Annotated in this window: 15 protein-coding genes; 3 read left to right on the top strand and 12 right to left on the bottom strand. The window is 65.9% G+C overall.

Annotated elements, in window-relative coordinates:
* Positions 1-15 precede the first annotated feature (15 nt).
* The 7 genes from B9C43_RS01315 to B9C43_RS01285 form a co-directional block, all read right to left on the bottom strand.
* Positions 16-2,082, bottom strand: a complete 2,067-nt coding sequence (locus B9C43_RS01315) for a xanthine dehydrogenase family protein molybdopterin-binding subunit (protein WP_084424228.1) — start codon at positions 2,080-2,082, stop codon at positions 16-18.
* Positions 2,079-3,062 (bottom strand): FAD binding domain-containing protein, encoded by a 984-nt coding sequence (locus tag B9C43_RS01310; protein WP_084424227.1) that lies wholly within the window; start codon positions 3,060-3,062, stop codon positions 2,079-2,081. Before B9C43_RS01310 ends, B9C43_RS01315 begins: the two co-directional genes overlap by 4 nt.
* On the bottom strand, positions 3,059-3,562 hold the full coding sequence (locus B9C43_RS01305) for a 2Fe-2S iron-sulfur cluster-binding protein (RefSeq protein WP_033384341.1): 504 nt from the start codon (positions 3,560-3,562) through the stop codon (positions 3,059-3,061). The genes B9C43_RS01310 and B9C43_RS01305 overlap by 4 nt, the downstream gene beginning before the upstream one ends.
* The gene (locus B9C43_RS01300) at positions 3,559-4,485 is read right to left on the bottom strand and encodes a hypothetical protein (RefSeq protein WP_084424226.1); all 927 of its coding nucleotides are present in this window, start codon (positions 4,483-4,485) and stop codon (positions 3,559-3,561) included. Before B9C43_RS01300 ends, B9C43_RS01305 begins: the two co-directional genes overlap by 4 nt.
* A gap of 80 nt (positions 4,486-4,565) precedes the next feature.
* On the bottom strand, positions 4,566-5,411 hold the full coding sequence (locus B9C43_RS01295; RefSeq protein ID WP_143446003.1) for a helix-turn-helix domain-containing protein: 846 nt from the start codon (positions 5,409-5,411) through the stop codon (positions 4,566-4,568).
* A gap of 102 nt (positions 5,412-5,513) precedes the next feature.
* On the bottom strand, positions 5,514-7,946 hold the full coding sequence (locus B9C43_RS01290) for an ABC transporter permease (protein ID WP_084424225.1): 2,433 nt from the start codon (positions 7,944-7,946) through the stop codon (positions 5,514-5,516).
* Entirely contained in the window at positions 7,946-8,671 is a 726-nt protein-coding gene (locus tag B9C43_RS01285; RefSeq protein WP_084424224.1) for an ABC transporter ATP-binding protein, read from the bottom strand. The genes B9C43_RS01290 and B9C43_RS01285 overlap by 1 nt, the downstream gene beginning before the upstream one ends.
* Before the next feature lie 117 nt (positions 8,672-8,788).
* Here B9C43_RS01285 and B9C43_RS01280 point away from each other — a divergent pair, with 117 nt between their 5' ends.
* Both B9C43_RS01280 and B9C43_RS01275 read left to right on the top strand, forming a co-directional pair.
* Positions 8,789-9,457, top strand: a complete 669-nt coding sequence (locus B9C43_RS01280; protein ID WP_084424223.1) for a response regulator transcription factor — start codon at positions 8,789-8,791, stop codon at positions 9,455-9,457.
* Entirely contained in the window at positions 9,447-10,871 is a 1,425-nt protein-coding gene (locus B9C43_RS01275) for a sensor histidine kinase (protein WP_235038386.1), read from the top strand. The genes B9C43_RS01280 and B9C43_RS01275 overlap by 11 nt, the downstream gene beginning before the upstream one ends.
* Here the strand turns inward: B9C43_RS01275 and B9C43_RS01270 are convergent.
* The gene (locus B9C43_RS01270; protein WP_084425513.1) at positions 10,868-11,425 is read right to left on the bottom strand and encodes a TetR/AcrR family transcriptional regulator; all 558 of its coding nucleotides are present in this window, start codon (positions 11,423-11,425) and stop codon (positions 10,868-10,870) included. The two genes, B9C43_RS01275 and B9C43_RS01270, sit on opposite strands and share 4 nt — an antisense overlap.
* 90 nt (positions 11,426-11,515) lie before the next feature.
* On the opposite strand from B9C43_RS01270, the gene B9C43_RS01265 reads away from it, so the two are divergent.
* Positions 11,516-11,956, top strand: a complete 441-nt coding sequence (locus B9C43_RS01265) for a nuclear transport factor 2 family protein (protein ID WP_084424222.1) — start codon at positions 11,516-11,518, stop codon at positions 11,954-11,956.
* Positions 11,957-11,989: 33 nt separating this feature from the next.
* Here B9C43_RS01265 and B9C43_RS01260 read toward each other — a convergent pair whose 3' ends face one another.
* From B9C43_RS01260 to B9C43_RS01245, 4 genes are read right to left on the bottom strand one after another with little or no spacing between them, the layout of a single operon-like run.
* Entirely contained in the window at positions 11,990-14,596 is a 2,607-nt protein-coding gene (locus B9C43_RS01260; protein ID WP_084424221.1) for an NB-ARC domain-containing protein, read from the bottom strand.
* On the bottom strand, positions 14,593-15,243 hold the full coding sequence (locus B9C43_RS01255) for a hypothetical protein (RefSeq protein ID WP_084424220.1): 651 nt from the start codon (positions 15,241-15,243) through the stop codon (positions 14,593-14,595). Before B9C43_RS01255 ends, B9C43_RS01260 begins: the two co-directional genes overlap by 4 nt.
* A gap of 2 nt (positions 15,244-15,245) precedes the next feature.
* Positions 15,246-15,917, bottom strand: coding sequence for a hypothetical protein (locus B9C43_RS01250; protein ID WP_084424219.1), 672 nt, complete (start codon positions 15,915-15,917; stop codon positions 15,246-15,248).
* A 4-nt stretch (positions 15,918-15,921) separates the two neighbouring features.
* Positions 15,922-17,538: an Hsp70 family protein gene (locus B9C43_RS01245; RefSeq protein WP_084424218.1), complete on the bottom strand. Its 1,617-nt coding sequence runs from the start codon at positions 17,536-17,538 to the stop codon at positions 15,922-15,924.
* Positions 17,539-17,548: the final 10 nt, after the last annotated feature.

The following is a 17,548-nucleotide window of genomic DNA, read 5'->3' as shown; positions in this document are numbered from 1 at the left end:
CGGTATGCGTTGCACTCAGTCCTGTTGAAGGATCTTGTCCAGCGTGATCGGCAGGTCACGCACGCGGACGCCGGTCGCGTGGTACACCGCGTTGGCGATAGCCGCGGTCACACCCACGATCCCGATCTCGCCGATGCCCTTCGAGCCCATCTCGTTGGTGTGCTCGTCACTTGAGTCGACCCAGTACGCCTCGACGCTGCCGACATCCGCGTTCGCCGCGATGTGGTAACCGGCGAAGTCACGGTTGACGAACTGGCCGTAACGGGAGTCCACCACGGTCGCCTCGTGCAGTGCCTGTGACAGGCCCTGCGTCATGCCGCCGACCAGCTGGGACCGGGCCGTCTTCGGGTTGATGACCTTGCCCGCGTCGAACACGCCGAGCATCCGGGGCACCCGGACCTCGCCGGTCTCCGAGTTCACCCGGACCTCGACGAAATGCGCGCCGAACGTGTTCATCTCGTACTGCTCGGCCTTGGGGTTGCCGCCGAGGACCTGCGTCCCGGTCTCCTTGCCGTCCTTGAACAGCTTGGCCGCCTCCATCACGGCCGTACCCCAGCTGTTGAGGCCCGAGGAGAACCCGGCCGTCGAGCCGACAGGCAGCGCACTGTCGCCGATCTCCAAGTCCACAAGGGACATGTCGACGCCCAGCGCGTCCGCGGCGATCTGCGACAGCGCGGTCCACGTGCCGGTGCCGATGTCCACCGCGGCGATCTGCACGCAGTACCGGCCGTCCACTTTGGTGATCCGAGCGGCGTTGCCGGGGAAACGGGGTGCTGGGTACGTCGCGGAGGCCACGCCGCTGCCGTACAGCCACGCGCCCTCACGCCGCCGGGACCGGTTGGCCCAGTCGAATCGCCGTGCGCCTTCAACCAGGCATTCCTTCAGCTTGCGGCTGGAGAACGGCAGCCCCGACTCGGGGTGCAGGCCGGGTTCGTTGAGGATACGGAACTCGACCGGGTCCATCCCGCATGCTTCGGCCATCTCGTCGATCGCCGACTCGAGCGCGAACATGCCCTGCGACTCGCCCGGTGCGCGCATGATCGTCGGCACTGGCATGTCCAGCATCACGAGCCTGTGCGTGGTGCGCCGGTTGGGCGCGGCGTACATCAAACGTGTGCACACACCGATCTGCTCGGCGTACATGTACGCGTTGGAGCTGCCCTCGACCACGTCATGCGCGATCGCGGTCAGCTTCCCGTCTGCGGTCGCCCCGAGCTGGATCCGTGAGGACGTCGGCGTGCGGTAACCGATGACCGAGAACATCTGCTGCCGTGTCAGGGCGAACTTCACCGAGCGGCCCGATATCTTCGACGCCATCACGGCCAGCGTCGCGTACGAGTGTGGCCGGATCTTCGACCCGAACCCACCACCGGTGTGCGGCGAGACGACGCGCACGTTCGGTGGCTCCAGTCCGAACAGCGCCGCGATGATCTGCTGGTTCATCGACACGCCTTGGCTGCCCATGTACACCGTGACGTGTTCGTCGTCAGCCCACTCGACCACCGCGGCGTGTGGCTCCAGCGGGTTGTGGTGGTTGATCGGCGTCGAGTACGTGTGGTCGATCCGGATCGCCGCGGCTTCCAACGCGGCGTCGACGTCCCCGAAGCTGCTGTCGGCCGGCATTCCGTTCTGAAGTTCACCAGGCATTTCGCCGAACAACGCCGCGTGGTACGGCTTGACGACATCCTGCCGGTCAGCGCGCATTTCAGCGTCATGTGTGCGTGGCTCGTAGTGCACCTGGACCAGACCGGCCGCGTAGCGGGCGTTTTCCGGGGTGTCCGCGAGCACCGCGCCGATGAACTGGCCGTACCAGCCCACTTCGTCGGTCTGCAACACGTCGAGCTGTGGGTCGCCGGTCGCGTTGAGCTTGAGGGCGTTCTCATGCGTGATCACGGCGAGCACGCCCGGCGCGGCCAGCGCCTGCTCGGCGTCGATCTGCGCGATCCGGCCCGCGGCGATCGTGGACAGCAGCGGGAACAGGTGTGCGGGGTTGGTCACCTGCTGTTCGAAGGCGTACGTCGCGGCGCCGCGGACTTTCAGCGGGCCGTCGATCCGGCTTACTGGTTTGCCGATGGCGGTCACTGGCCAACCTCCGCGAGGTCAGAAAGCACACGGACAATGACGTTGCGGGCCAGCGGGACCTTGAAGCCGTTGTCCCGCAAGGGCCGCGCCTGCGCCAGTTCGGCCTCGGCCGCCACCCGGAAGTGTTCCTCGGTCGGTGCGAGGCCACGCAGCAGACGCTCGGCTTCCCAGGCACGCCAGGGCTTGTGCGCGACGCCGCCGAGCGCGATACGGACGTCCTTGATGACGCCGTCGGCGATTTCCAGCGCCGCGGCAACGGACACCAACGCGAAGGCGTACGAAGCTCGGTCCCTGATCTTGCGGTACGCGGACTTCGCTGCGAACGGGGGCAGGTCGATCGCGGTGATCAGCTCACCCCGTTCGAGCACGTTGTCGCGTTCCGGTGTGTCCTCAGGCAGCCGGTGGAACTCGGTCAACGGAATCATCCGTTCGCCGTCGAGTCGTTGGACCCGCACGACTGCGTCCAAGGCAGCGAGCGCAACCGCCATGTCCGAAGGGAACGTCGCCACACACGACGGCGAGTGCCCGATGATCGCGAGATCCCGGTGATGTCCTTGCAGCGCCGAGCATCCGGTCCCCGGCTCGCGTTTGTTGCACGGCATCTCGACGTCCTGGAAATAGGCGCACCGCGTGCGCTGCAACAGGTTTCCGCCTGCGGTCGCCCAGTTGCGCAGCTGGTAGGACGCACCGGCGAGAATCGCCTGCGACAGCATCGAGTAGTCACGCCGAACGCGCCGGTCGGCGGCAATCTCCGAATTGGACACCGCCGCGCCGATCCGCAAGCCACCACCGGGCAGATCCTCGATCTGATCGGAAGTCAGCGTACGGACGTCGATCAGTACGTCCGGAGTGGCCACTTCGACCTTCATCAGGTCGACCAGGTTGGTGCCACCGGCCAGGTAAGCGGCATGCGGTTCGCCGAGCATCATCGTGATCGCCGACGTCATGTCAGCCGGTTGCTCGTAACGGAACGGCTTCATGAGTTGGCGACCTCCGAGATGGCGGGAACGATGTTGCAGTAAGCGGCGCAGCGGCACAGGTTGCCGCTCATCCGCTCGGCGATCTCGGTGTCGGTCAGCTCGACCTGCTCGGCATTCGGGTCCTCGGTGACCACGCTCGGCCAGCCTTCCTCGGCCTCCTGCATCATGCCCACCGCGGAGACGATCTGGCCCGGCGTGCAGTAGCCGCATTGAAACGCGTCGTGCTCGACGAACGCCTTCTGCAGCGGGTGCAGCTCGTCGCCGTCGGCAAGGCCTGCCGCGGTCACGATCTCCGCATCCTGATGTGCGACAGCCAATGCGAGGCAGCCGACCGCACGCCGTCCGTTCAGCAGGATCGTGCACGCACCACACTGGCCGTGGTCGCAGCCCTTCTTGGTGCTGGTGATGCCAAGCCGGTCCCGCAGCGCGTCCAGCAGCGTGGTCCGTGGGTCGACGTCCAGCTTGTGCTCGACTCCGTCGACCTTCAACGTGATCTTCACTTCTTACCTCCCACCGGCCAGCGCCGCCATACCGCGACGTGCATGATGACTGCGATGCCGAGTGCGTTAGCGGCGGCGTACGCCACCCAATGGTCAGGCTCGGTCAGCTGGTTGGCGACTGTGGACAGTCCTAAGTAGAGCACGATGGTGCCGATCACGAAGGTCGTGAAGGTCAGCACCCGGCCAAGCGGCTGGAACAGCATGGCGACCACCAGGACCGCGGCGATGCCGCAGCTGCAGACGGCACCGATCCTGCCCAGATCCCAGCCGGCCACGTCGCGCAGCACCACATGGGTCAGCACCCCCACGGCGATCGTGCCGAGATTGCTGGCCACCAGCCTCGGGCCAAGGCCGACGATCCTGGCGAACGGCCAGCCCCGCAGCGCCACGAAGAAAATCGTCTGCCACATGCCGATCGCCGCGAGCAAGGACGAGAAGAACCCGTGTCCCATGCCCGCGGCAGTGGCGCCCAGATACAGTCCTGCTCCGACGATCCAGCTGGCCACCAGTGCCACAAGGCCGGGCCAGTGCACGCCGCGGCCACGTAACGGCCAGCCGTCCGACACCAGCGTCAGCTGCAGGATCACCACGAACACAGCGATCCCGAGTGGGACTGTGTCGTCAACGGTGACGACCATGTCGCCGAGCCACGCCAGGCCGAACCCGACCACCAGGATGATCGCCGTATCGGTCAAACCGGACCAACCCGGACGCAACCGGCTGCCCGGCCAGTCCTGCCACCAGAACGCGATCATCGCGATCATCGGCAGCGCGTAGGTGGTGACCGCACCCAATCTGTCCACAGACTGCTCGGGTCCGCCGAACCCGAACGCCATCAAGACGAACGCGGGAACGACCACAAGCAGCCCAGCCACGCTGACCGCTGTGGGCGTCGCCGTTTCCGCACGCGTCGCGTCAACCATCCAACCTGCCCATTCATCAATTCGAGGCCTCCAGACTGCGGTGCCGGGGCAGGCTTTTCTCACCCGTCATTGCGGTATGGTCACCCGAAATTGCGGAACTCCGTCGGCGAGACGCCATACCTGCGGCGGAAAGCCGCCGCGAACTGACCAGGACTCCGGTAGCCGCACGCGATCGCGACCTGCAACACAGTCTTCTCGTTGTCCTGCAGCATCTCCGCCGCACGAGTCATCCGCAGGCCGGTCAGGTAACGGTGCGGAGTCTGTCCTGTCGCGCGGGTGAACATCCGCAGGAAGTGGTACTTGCTGACGTTGACCTGCGCGGCCAGTTCATCCAATCGGATGTCCTCGGCAAGCCGGGCCCGCATGTACTCCGTCACCTGGTCCAAACCGGACGGTCCAATGGGGAGCGGTTCGACCACGGGCTTCTTGTTCGCCGTGTACATCAAGTGGGCGACGAGCATCTGGGTGATCGACTCGGCGTAGTACTCCGGTGCGCTTTCGTCGAGCGCACGCTTCAACGCCTTGCCCGCCGCGGCGACCAGCGGGTCGTCCAGCAGCAGTGAGTCGAACGCCCAGTACTCGTCCACCGGCAGGTGCAGGTGCAGTGACTCCAAGGGCTGTGCCGACGTGGACTGCCAGCGCAGCACACTGACATTGCCCGGTGCGGTCAGCCCGGCCGAACCCGGGCGGTAGTTCGCCCGGTGCCAGCCGCGGCCCTTGCGGCTTTCGATCTGCATCGTGCCGGTCAACGCGATCACCAGGGTCAGTTCCGACGAGGGCGCGGTGGTGAACTCCTCGGTCACGGCGGGGTCGTGGTACGTCCTGGCGAGCATCGACTGCCAGCCGAGGGTCTCGCTGCACAGCAGCCGCTTGGACGGCAGCGCACGACCCGCCAGCCTGCTGCTTTCGGAGATGTCGGCTCGCATGTACGCCACGCTACGTGCGGTTTCGATGCCCCGCCTGGCGGGAAATCGCCCTTTTGGCCGCTGACCACCGCTCTTGCTGCCCGATTGGGCTATAACTCCGTTTCACGCGACCGTCAGACCGTCCGTGACGTGCCCCTTCGCGGCCTTGCGGGCCGGTAGCAGGGTCGCCAACGGTGCCGCGAGGACCGCGGCCGCGAGCAGGACTGCTATCTGTACAACTGGGACAGTCAGCGTGATCGGCGCGGCGGCTGTCGACGCGGTCAACACGATCAACCACGCGCCGCCAATCCCCAGGACCAGCCCAAGAATCGCGCCGACGCCGGTCATCAGGCCCGCCTCGATGATCAGTGTGCCCGCCAGGCCTTCCCTGGTCAGGCCGAGCGCCCGGAGCAACGCGGATTCCCTGGTGCGTTCCAGAACAGACAGTGACAGCGTGTTCGCGATACCGGCCAGAGCCACCACGACGGCCAGCCCGATCAGTGCCCACAACACCGCGAGGGTGTCCCGCAGCGACTCGGTCATCTGGGCCCTGAGCTGGGCGATGTCGCGCATCTGGGCCAGCGGTGACGTGGCGGCGACCTGCTCGAGCTGTGCCGCGGTGACACCGGGCTTGAGTTTGACCAAGATCGTGTCGTAGCCCCGGAAATTCGTCTCCAGAACGCGCACTGTGCTCAGGTCCACCATGGTGAGTCCGATGTCGACGCCCGGGCCGGTGGTGGCTTCGTAAATGGCGGTGACCGTCAGCGGCACCTTACGATCGGCCGTCACGGTCGATCCGACCGTCAGGCCTGTCTGCGTGGCGAACTCCTGGCTGACCGCGATCTCCCCGGGTCCGATCCGGTCAAGCGAGCCGCTGACCACGGTCGGCCGCAGCAGTGTGCCCACCACATCGCCCTGAACTCCGGTCATTGAAGCTCCGCCAGCCGGGTTCAGGTTCACCGAGGAGGAGTACATGGGAGTCGTCGTGGCCACTTCAGCCAGACGTGTCACCAGGGACTCGGGCAGTGGCTGGCCGGCAACCGCCGAGGCGACCGAATAATCCGCGACGAACTGCTTGTCGAGGGAGTCGTTCGTGCTCTGCTCGACGCTGGCGGTCACCGTTGTCACCAGGATGACGACCATCAGGCCGATGGTGAGCGCGGCCGTGGTCGCCGCTGTCCGCTTGGGATTGCGATCCGCATTCGCGGTCGCGATAGCGGCAGTCGTACCGAACATTCGGCGCGGCAACGCTCCCAGCGCCCGTACGAACGGTCCAACTAGGACAGGTCCGAGCGCGAGCACCGCACCCAGGAACGCCAAGATGCCCATGCCGACGATCGCGGCGCCGTCCTGGCCGTTGGGGACACCCACGATCGCGGCCAGCACACCCAGCGCGAGCAACACCACGGCCACGACCGTGCGTTTCTTGCTTGTGCGCTGCACATCGCCGTCCGGCAATGCTCGCAGGGCGGCGATCGGTGAGACAGCCGTGGCTCGGCGGGCCGGGAGGACTGCAGCGAACAGGGTCACCAACACGCCAACGGCGAACGCCGCACCGATCGTGCGCACTGTGATCGGCATGTACACCTCGTCGCCGAGCGAGCCCTGGAGCGCGGCCGAAAGCCCCAGTCCGGTGAGGAATCCCAGCAACGAGGCCAGAACGCCCATCGCGAGGGCCTCCCCCACCACGCCAACGAACACCTGCCGCCTACCCGCCCCGATACAGCGCAGCAGCGCCAGCTCGCTGGAGCGCTGGGCGATGAGGATGGTGAACGTGTTGTGGATGACCAGAACGGCCACGGCCGACGCCAATACGGCGAACGCGGTCAGGAAATCACTGAGACCGTCCGAGCCTGCCGGGGTTTCGCGCACGAGTTGCGCCGCCACCTGGGCTCCGGTCTGGACCTTGGCGCCGGGCAGCGCGCTGTCGATCGCGTTCACCAGGGCTTGGCGACTCGTGTTCGGCGCCGCTCGCACCACTATCTGGCCGTGCTCATCGCTTGGCAACACTTCAGGCAACAGCGTCACCTGGATTCCGCCGCCGCCCAGGTTCGCACTGGTGACCAAGGGTTTGATCTTGCCGACGACGGTGAAGGGCCTTTGCTGCTGGTTCACAAGCAGCGTCACTTGCTTGCCGACCTCGTAGCCAGCGCGCTCATTCACCGCGACCTCCGCCGCGTTGGCCGGATAGCGGCCTTGAACGAGGTCGAACGGGCGGAGCTGGTCGTCGGCCGGCAGCGAAGTCGCGCCGGCGGACTTGACCGTACGGCCCTCGACGATCGGAGTCGGCGCCGTGTCCCGCCAGTCCGCCGCAGCCACTCCGGGAAGCCCGCGAACAGTGTCCAACGCCGTGGCTTCCAGCGGCTTGCTGCTGGCCGTGACCATGACGTCCACATTGCGCACGCTCGCGGCCGCTTGCGCACGCAGTTCCGCCTTCATGGCGTCGGCGAGGACCATCGCGCCGGTCACGAACGTGACTCCCAGCGCGATCGCGACCATGCACAGGATCAGCCTCGCGGTCCGGGCCTTGAGCCCGGCCAGAACTACCCTCAGCATCACGCCGCCAGCTGCGCGAGCGCGTTCGTGACTGTGGCGGGCGTCGGGCCGCTGATCCGCCCGGCGATCTGGCCGTCCGCCAGGAGCACGACCTCGTCGGCGTAGGACGCCGCGACTGGGTCGTGCGTCACCATGATCACGGTCTGGCCCAGCTCCCGTACCGACATCTTCAGGAAACGCAGTACCTCGCTGCCTGAACGGGAATCGAGGTTGCCGGTCGGCTCGTCGGCGAAGACCACCTCCGGCCGCCCGACGAGGGCCCGCGCACACGCCACTCGCTGTTGCTGGCCTCCGGAAAGCTGGCTGGGTTTGTGGTCTAGCCGGTCGCGCAGACCCAACATGTTCACCACCACGTCGAACCACTTCTTGTCCACCGCGCGGCCGGCGAGTTGCATGCCGAGCAGGATGTTCTGTTCGGCGGTGAGCGTCGGGAGCAGGTTGAACGCCTGGAACACGAACCCGATCCGGTCTCGTCGGAGCAGGGTCAACTGCCGGTCGGTGAGCCCGGAGACCGGGGTCTGCCCGAGCACGACCGCCCCGGAATCCACTGTGTCCAGTCCGGCCAGGCAGTGCAGCAGGGTGGACTTGCCCGATCCGGACGGCCCCATGATGGCGGTGAACCTCTGCGCGGGAAATGCCACGCTCACCCCCCGCAGAGCGTGTACTTGGGCGTGGCCCTTGCCATATGCCTTGACCACGTGGTCGGCCCCGACTGCCGTCAGCATGCTGGTCCTTTCGCTGGTTCGTTCAGCGAAAGGGTGCCGACTGGGCGCTGAACGCAACCTGAAACAGCCTGAAAATCTCTTCAGGCGCCCGTTTGTCCATCTGGGAAGATCGCTGTTATGCGGGTACTGGTTGTGGAGGACGAGAAGCGGCTCGCCGACACGTTGCAGTGGGGCCTGGAGGCCGACGGGTACGCCGTCGACGTCGCCGGCAACGGCCTTGACGGGCTGCGGCTGGCCGAGCAGCACCCGTACCAGGTGATCATCCTGGATATCATGCTGCCGGGGATGAACGGTTACAAAGTCTGCGCGGAACTGCGCAAGCGCGGCAACCATACGCCGATCCTGATGCTGACGGCCAAGGACGGCGAATACGACGAAGCCGAAGCTCTGGACACCGGCGCGGACGACTTTCTGCGCAAGCCGTTCTCCTACCTTGTCCTCACCGCCCGGCTCCGGGTCCTGATGCGCCGGGGCCCGATCGGCAGCTCGGCCCGGATCTCGGTCGGTGACCTGACCGTTGACTCAGCGAAACGCACGTGCCATCGCGCCACCCAGGCCATCCCGTTGACCGCCAAGGAGTTCGCTGTGCTGGAATGCCTTGCCCGGCACGCAGGCCAGGTTCTGTCCAAACAAGACATAATCGACCAGGTGTGGGACATGGCGTTCGACGGCGACCCGAACATCGTCGAGGTCTACATCAGCACGTTGCGGCGCAAGATAGACGCACCGTTCGGGCGTAACACGATCACCACGGTTCGTGGCGTGGGGTACCGCCTTGAGGATTAGGTTGTGGCCCGCGTCGATGCGGGCGAGTGCGGCGCTGACCGCGACAGTGGCCTGTCTGGGAGTTTTCGCCCTTGGTGTGCTGGGGCTGCGGGAGTACATGGTCGACACTGTGCTGGGTTCCGCCAAGACCAAGGCGGAGCTGGAACTCAGCCGGATCACGGACGCTTATCGCACCGGTCACTCGGTGAACGTCGCCGTCACCGGCGACGCCGGATACGAGGTGGTCACCGATCCCGGGCAATCCGTTGTGCGCAGCAGCTTCATCGCACGAATCGATCCGGCCTGGCCGGGCCTGCCGCCCGCTCCAGCCGACGCGTCTGGTGTTTGGGAGACCAAAACCGCGCTGCGGTCGCCCACGCATCCGGATTGGGCTGAGAACCGGACCTACACGGTGTTGGGCACGGTGGTCTCCGGCGTTCCCGCGCGGCTCGTGGAACCGTTGGGCCGAACGGGAGACCTGGCCCCTGCTGAGCCTTCCACCAGTATGGCAACGTATCGGCTCACGGTGTACATGTTCGTACTCCCTTGGGATGCGATCAGAACCGAGACGGTGTTCAACAGGAGCCTCCGTTTCATCCTGCCTTTGGCCGTGGTGTTCGTCGCCGGTCTCGCCTGGTTCGTCACCGGCCGCACACTCCGGCCAGTCGAGGCGATCCGCCGCGAACTCGCCGGGGTCAGCGAACACAACCTGGACCGCCGTGTGCCCGTCCCCCGCTCCCGCGACGAGATAGCCAAGCTGGCCAGGACGACCAACGCCACTTTGGACAGACTGGAGGCATTCCACCATCGACAACAACAGTTCGTCGCGGACGCCAGCCACGAACTCCGCAGCCCGCTGACGAATCTGCGCGCCGGATTGGAGGTCGCCTTGGCCCACGCGGACCGGGCGGACTGGCCGGAGGTTGCCCGGCAGTCCCTTCAGGACATCGAACGCCTCCAGGACCTCACTGCGGACCTGTTGCTGCTCGCCGTGAACGACAACAGTTCCGTCCCGATGGACACGCTCGTCGACCTCGCCGCGTTGGTCGAGGAATTCCGGCCCCAGGTAACCTGCATCGTGCCCGAGCAAGCGTTCGTCCATGGCAACGCGTCACAACTGGAACGCCTGCTGCGCAACCTCGTCGACAACGCCACGCGTCACGCACGCTCCACCGTGACGGTGACCGTCCGCGTGGAGGAGTTGTCTGTCGTCCTCGAAGTCCTCGACGACGGCCCAGGAATCGCGCCGGAGGACCGTGAACGCGTCTTCGAGCGATTCACCCGCCTCGACGACGCCCGCACCCGTGACTCCGGCGGCTCAGGTCTCGGCCTGACCATCGCCCGCGGCATCGCCACCCGCCACGGCGGCACCCTGACCGTTGAGGACAGTCCGACCGGCGCCCTTTTCGTCGCCCGTTTTCCCGCTGTCCCTTAGGGCGCGAGGCCATCGAAGACGATGGCGAGCATGCGTTGCGTCACCTGCTGGTCGAGGTTGCCGCGGGCAGCCGCTCGCGATGTGCCGACCAGCAAGGCATAGACCTCGGGCAGTTCGACGTCGGCGCGGACAGCGCCGGCTTGCTGTGCGCGTTCCAGCAGGGTGCCGACCGCCTGCCGCAATCTTTTCGAGGCCTGCGCGGCAGCCTCGCTGTCGCCCCCGGCATCGAGCAGAGCCTCCGCGATGGCGATCTTCGTTGCCGCGTCGGCGACAAGGTGACTGAAGAATTCGAAGAACGCCGATCCCGGGTCGTCAGCGTCAAGGAGTGCTTCTGCCTGTTCACGCAGCCGGTCGAACCGCCGGACGAGGACGGCCTCCAACAGCGCCGCTTTGGTGGGAAAGTGCCGGAAGACCGTGGCGATGCCAACCCCGGCCAGCCGGGCCACCTCCTCGGTGGAAGCAGACTCGCCGCCCTTGCCGAAGACCTCTTCGGCGACGTCCAGGATGCGGGCACGATTGGTGCGCGCGTCGACCCGTTGCACCCGGCTACCCATCGGCTCCATCCCGTTGACATCCGAAGTGAAGACTCCGTATCGTCGCCGGAGTCACGACTCCGGATATTACCCTCGAGACAGGAGAAGCCCGTGCCAAGCCCAAGAGATGTCTTCCTTGCGCTGGTCAACGGTGTCGCGGACGGCCGATGGGACGAACTGCCAGGCCTCTATGCGGAACAAACCCACGTCGTGCACCCGTTCGACCCACTCCGACAGCCCGCCCTGCGCACCCGCGACGAACTGCGCAAGCACTTCACACCAACCGACGCGACTCCCCGCCTGCGCCGCAGACCTGCCAACATCACAATCCACGAAACAACCGACCCCGAGGTCATCGTCGCCGAGTTCGAGTATCGAGGAACCAACACCGACACCGGCGAACCGTTCGCAGTGCCAGCGATCTTCGTACTCCGGGTACGCAACGGCGAAATCGTCGAGTCCCGCGACTACTTCGACCACCTGTCCGCCGCCGAGGCCCGTGGCCAACTCAAGGAACTCGTCGCCGCAGTCGAAGCTACTCGAAGGTCTTGATCTGGCTGGATACTGGTGGATTTGTGGGGGACCCTATGCGCCGTGGCGAACGGTGTCGCCCCAGCCTTCCAGCCGGTTGGTCAACCTCCGCTGTATCCGCTCCACATCGGACAGATTGGGCCTGTCGACAAGAGCCAGTGCCTTCTCCCAAGTGGCTCTGGCGCCGGCCACATCTCCAGCGGTGAAAAGAGTGTCGCCCAACCGCCGCAATACCTCGGCCTCGTTGTGGACGTCTGTGAGTTCCTGGTACAGCACAGTCGCGTTGGTGTAGTGGTCGACGGCCTCTCGATGCATGCCAAGGCGGCTCAGCGCCCAGCCGTAGAGGCCTTCGAGCGCCGCGACCTCGTAATGGCTTCCGCTTGACTGCCGCAACAACCGCAGGCCCTGTGCGCAGTGGTCAACTGCGTCCTGATAACGCTCCACGCGGCTGCATGCCCAGGCGTACAGCCGGTGAGTTCGTGCCTGCCACGGGCCGTCTTGGGCGCGTTCGAAGTACTCCAGGGTCTGGTTTGCGTGGTGGAATGCCTGCTCTTGGTTCTGCTCAAGGCCATACGTCATGGCGAGCACGAAATGGCATGCGGCTTCGCCGAAGTGGTCACCTGCCTTGCGGCTGTAGTCGAGCGCTATTCGCGTGTGCCGGTGGGCTTCGTCGCATTCCTCGACGCGGCTGTACATCCACCCGAGCATCAGATGCACGCGTTCGTGGGCGAAGTCGTCGTGCAGACGATCGATGGCGGCTTCCATCGTCTCGCGGATCGCGATGAGGTCGTGCCAGTGACCGTTCCACTCCAGGAAGGAACCGATCGCCCATGGAAGTTTCCATGCGTGGATGTCGAAGCCGAACTCGTGCGCCAGCCGAGCCAGCAACAACACTGTGCGGTACTCGTCGGCCAGCCAGTCTTTGGCCTGCTTCGCGTGCTGGATAAGGGTGACCGTGACACCGGGTTGAGGCTGGTCGTCGACGACGACATCGTGGTAGGCGGTGATGGTGAACGAATTGGCAGCGAACCCGGTGTGCAAGTAGTAGTCCAGCAATCGGTGGACGGCCGCGCGTCGGATTGTCTCGGTGTCGGTGTTGTTCACCTCGTTCGCGGCATAGCTGCGTAAGAGGTCATGGAAGGCGAAGCAGCCGGGAGTGACTTCCATGACCAGGTGGCCGTGCACCAACTCGGTCATGGCCGCTTTGGCTTCGGCAATCGGTATTCCCGCGAGACTCGCCACCGCTGGTGTCGAGATCCGCGACCCGGGGTGCAGGCCAAGCAAGCGGAACACTAGGGCCGCCGTGGGACCGAGCTGTTGGTACGAGGCCGCGAACACGCTGCGCAGGCGATCCAGTGCGTCGAGCCGAGTCGCTTCGTCCGCCAGTTCGTCGGCCAGCATCCGGACGGTCAGCGCTGGGTTGAGCTCGAGGCGGGCGGCCATCATCGCGATCGCGAGCGGGACCCGCGCACAGCGGTCGATCAGATGCACCAAGGCTTCCGGCTCGGCGTCGACGCGATGCGCACCGATCCGCCGGACCACAAGTGCTTTGGCTTCCAGCACCGCGAACTCGCCGAGGTTCACCGGGCGAGCACCTTCCCAGGTGATCAGATCCACCAGCTGGTTGCGGCTGGTCACCACCACGACGCACGTCGAACTCCCCGGCAACAATGCCCGGACCTGCTCGACATCGCGGGCGTTGTCGAGCACGATCAACAGCCGTCGCCGGGCGACCACACGACGGTACAGCGCGGCTTGCCCTTCCGGCGTCGGCGGTATCCGATCTGGCGGCACGTCGAACGCGTCGAGGAAACCACGGATCGCGTCGACTGGTTGGACCACCGTCCCGCTGATGTCGAAGCCGCGCAGGTCGATGTACAGCTGACCGTCCGGGAACTGGTCACGCACCCGATGTCCCCAGTGCACCGCCAACGCCGTCTTGCCGACGCCCGGCGCACCGTTGATCGCCACGATCGCCGCACCGTTGACCAGCTCGTCGAGCCGGGCGAGTTCTTGTTCACGGCCAACAAAATGTGGCGTACCCGAAGGTAGCTGACGCGGTACCGCTCCGGCTGGTTCGGGCGCGCGGTAAGGGTGATCAGGCAAGCAGATCCAGCCGTGTGTCGTGGTCTCCTTCACCCCCACCTGAACCTGACGGTAGCTGGCCGGTTCGGCGGCTGGGCTGTTGCGCACGACCTCCTCGTAGAACCATTCCGAGCTGATCACCGCGAGCAGGCCGGGGGACGCGGCCAACGCGGCTTTGAGCGGCGGCGCATCGCATAACCGGAACGCCAGGTTTAAGGCTTTGCCAGTGACGCCATGGGCGTCGTGCACTACCTCTCCGGCGTGCAAGGCAAGTCGTAGCCGGATCCTTGCCTGCTCCGGCTGGGCCGCGTTGTGCCGCCGCAGCTCCTTGACCAACGCCAGTGGCAATGATTCAACGAACAGGCTTTTCGGCACATCCGTCGGCCCCAGTATGAATACCCCGTCGCCCCGATCTTCTGTGTAGCACTGCGTCCACGGGATGCCGGTGTCGTCGAACGCCCGTCGCAGGGCCTCGTACAGTCCTTTCCTGACCGTGACTTGGACAGGGTTCGTGCGCCGGTCGTCGCCGAAACCTTCGACGTCGACGACGGCGATCGTGCGATGGACAGCAGTCATCGTTTACGAGGTCCGTTGATTCGAGCTCGATAACGGACCATCACGCCGTTGAGCCAGACTGCGCCGTAGTCGTCGTCAAGGTCCACTTCGAACAGCGGGTCGGGCTCGAAGACCGACGTATCGCACCGGTCGGCGAACATGATGACGAGCCGCTCATGTTCGTTGCGGATGGTCGGCCAAATGAATCCATGAGCCCATGGCGCCTGTTCACGTATCCACTTTGCCCACCGGCGAACCCGGGGGAAGTCCGTCCACTCCGCGGCGATCAACCACCGGCTCTGGGCGACAGCCGCCAGCGCGGGAGCGTCCAACAGGCTCACCAACTGCAACTCGGCAGCCGTGACGATGGCGCTCGCCCGTTGGCCGACCACAGCCGCCCGTCGAATCGTGCGGAAAGTCGTGCTATGCGGTGGAACGGCTCGCAACAGAGTGTCCGCGAGCATCGCGGCCGCATCGGTGCCCGCGTCGCATTTGCCGTACGGGTCGTCGGGAGGGGCGTCGAAGCGGCCGTCTGAGCTTGGGGAGTACGGGACGAAGCCGGTCGCGGGGATCTTTCGGCTGTGCAGCCGCCAGAGGATTGTGTCGGCAGGCAAAGGGAACCGGTGTGGGCTGCCGGTGTAGCCCGTTGGCGGGTCGTAGTCGGGCACCGTTACACCTCGCTCCGCTCGTCCAGTGCCAGTTCGATCAGCACGGCGTCGTCCACTTCGTCGATCAGCCGGGCCGGAACGCTGCCTGCCATGTGGTTCTCCCCCAGCCACCAGTCCGCCACACCCCACGGGTCGTCCTCGGCGTCCAGGATCTCGTTGACCTCACGCACCACTGGCCATACCGAGCCCGAAGGCGAAAACTGGAATGCCGGCCATTGCAGGACCCCGTCGGGGCGTTCGAGTCTGATCAGCCACGGGCTGAACGGGTCGTGTCCGTTCGCACGAACCTGTTCCTCGGCAAGGGACGGTGACGCGAGCAGCCATGACGCCGCCCCATCAGCGACCTCCCGCAGCCGTGGATACGGCAGGTCGACTTGGGCCCCAAGGGACTCCGTCAGCACCAGCCAGTCCGACAGGGTCTCGGGGTCACGGGTCGCGGCGACCGAACGACGTGTACCGGCCGCCAGGGCTCGTCGGAAGGCATGAGCAACAGGCAGTGAGCGGCTGAGCAGGTCGGCGATCTCGTGTCCGTACTCTTCGGACAGTGCCGGGTGGGCTTCCCGCGCGAGCTTGGCCACCAAGGAGTCCAGCTCCTGCGCGGTGGAGGGTGGCAGTTCGGCCCGGATGTCCTGCCACTGTTCGGACAGGACGCTCAGGGCGTCGGATATTCCCATCGGGTCACCCGCTTACGTCGTGCTTGGCGATACCGGCTTGGGCCGAGGCGATCGCGCGTCGGTCCATGTTCCCGATCTGCAGGTCGAATCGGAGTTCCGCGCCAGAGGAGGGTTCGGTCGCGTGCACCGAGAGCTGGCCGGTCTCCGACATCACGAAACTGACGTCGATCTGCATGCCCTTCGGACCGGCTGGCAGACCAGTCAGTCTGCCCCGGCCGATCTTGGTGTTGTCCGCGACCTCTTCGGACGGGACCAGGCCTGCTTGTTCGTACACCTCGATCTCGACCATCCGCTGGTTGTCCACGGCCGTCGCGAACGGGTACGGCCCGGAGTCCGCTGGTAACGGGGTATCGGGTTGCAACAGGTGCACGACGATCTGCCGTGCCTGCATGGGCCTGGTGAGTGCCAACGGATCGGCCGGGTCGACGCCTTTCACGCCGAACCCCCGCGACACCACGCGCTTCACGTTCGTGCTGATCATGGCCTCGGCCTGACCGACCGAGATGCCCAGGTCATCGGCTGTCTGCTGGGTGCTGGCCCGACCACGCTTGGCTCTGCTGATCATCGCGAACAGGGCCGCGCCCTTGGCCACGGCCAGATCCGGTTCGTACAACCGAGTCTCCAGGCCGAGGCGCTCCTTCAACGCGGCCGCCACGCTCGGCACCTTGGTCATCCCGCCGACCAAGAGCACTTCGTCGAACTCGCGGACGCCCTTGCGCGCCGCGGCGTCGATCACGCGCTTGGTCACGTCCACCACGCGGTCCAGCAAATCCACCGTGAGTTCCTCGACCATGGCACGGGTGAACTCGACCTGGGCGGCGACTCCGCCGAACCTCAGCCCGAGGCGATGCGACTGCTTGCTGCTCAACGTCTTCTTCACGTCCTCGGCCGTGATCATCAGGTCCTGCATGAAGACGTCGTCCGCGGTCGGGTCGATCCGCGGGTGCTGCGCGGTGAACTCCCGCAACAACCGGTCACGGATCCGCTCATCCCAGTCCGCCCCGCCGAGCTTGTCGTCACCGGCGATGCTGATGACTTGAAAGTCCTTGTCCTGCAAACGGATCACCGTCGTGTCGTACGTGCCGCCGCCGAGGTCGCAGACCAGCACGTGCCGGATCCCGGTGCCGGACTGCATGGTCTGGTAGTGCAACGCGGCCGCGGTCGGCTCGTCGAGTACATCGAGGACGTTCAGCTTCGCGATCTCGCCCGCGCGGCGAGTGGCGTCCCGTTCGGCGATCCCGAAGTGCGCCGGAACGGTGATCACCACGTCCCTGACCCGGAACTCGTCGTTCTTCTCCGTCGAACGGACCAGTTCCCGCAGGATCAGCGCGGAGATCTCCTCGGGCGTGTACTTCGTCTTGTGGTAGACGCGATCGCTGGGCACACGGCTGCCCATGTCCCGCTTCACCATCTCGGCCACCAGGTGCGGTGCGAGCAGCGCCGAGTTCTTCGCCGCGCTGCCGACCAGCACCTTTCCCGGCTTCTCGAAGTACACCACGGACGGGGTGGTCTCCGCGCCGATCTCGTTCTTCACCACGACCGGCCGCCCGGACCGGTCGACGTAGGCGATGCACGAATGGGTCGTACCCAGATCGATGCCGAAGGTGGTGTGCTCGGTCAACTTCGATCCT

Source organism: Kibdelosporangium aridum, assembly GCF_900176515.1.
In the GTDB taxonomy this organism is placed as follows: domain Bacteria; phylum Actinomycetota; class Actinomycetes; order Mycobacteriales; family Pseudonocardiaceae; genus Kibdelosporangium; species Kibdelosporangium aridum.
This window is presented reverse-complemented; position numbering and strand designations above follow the sequence as displayed.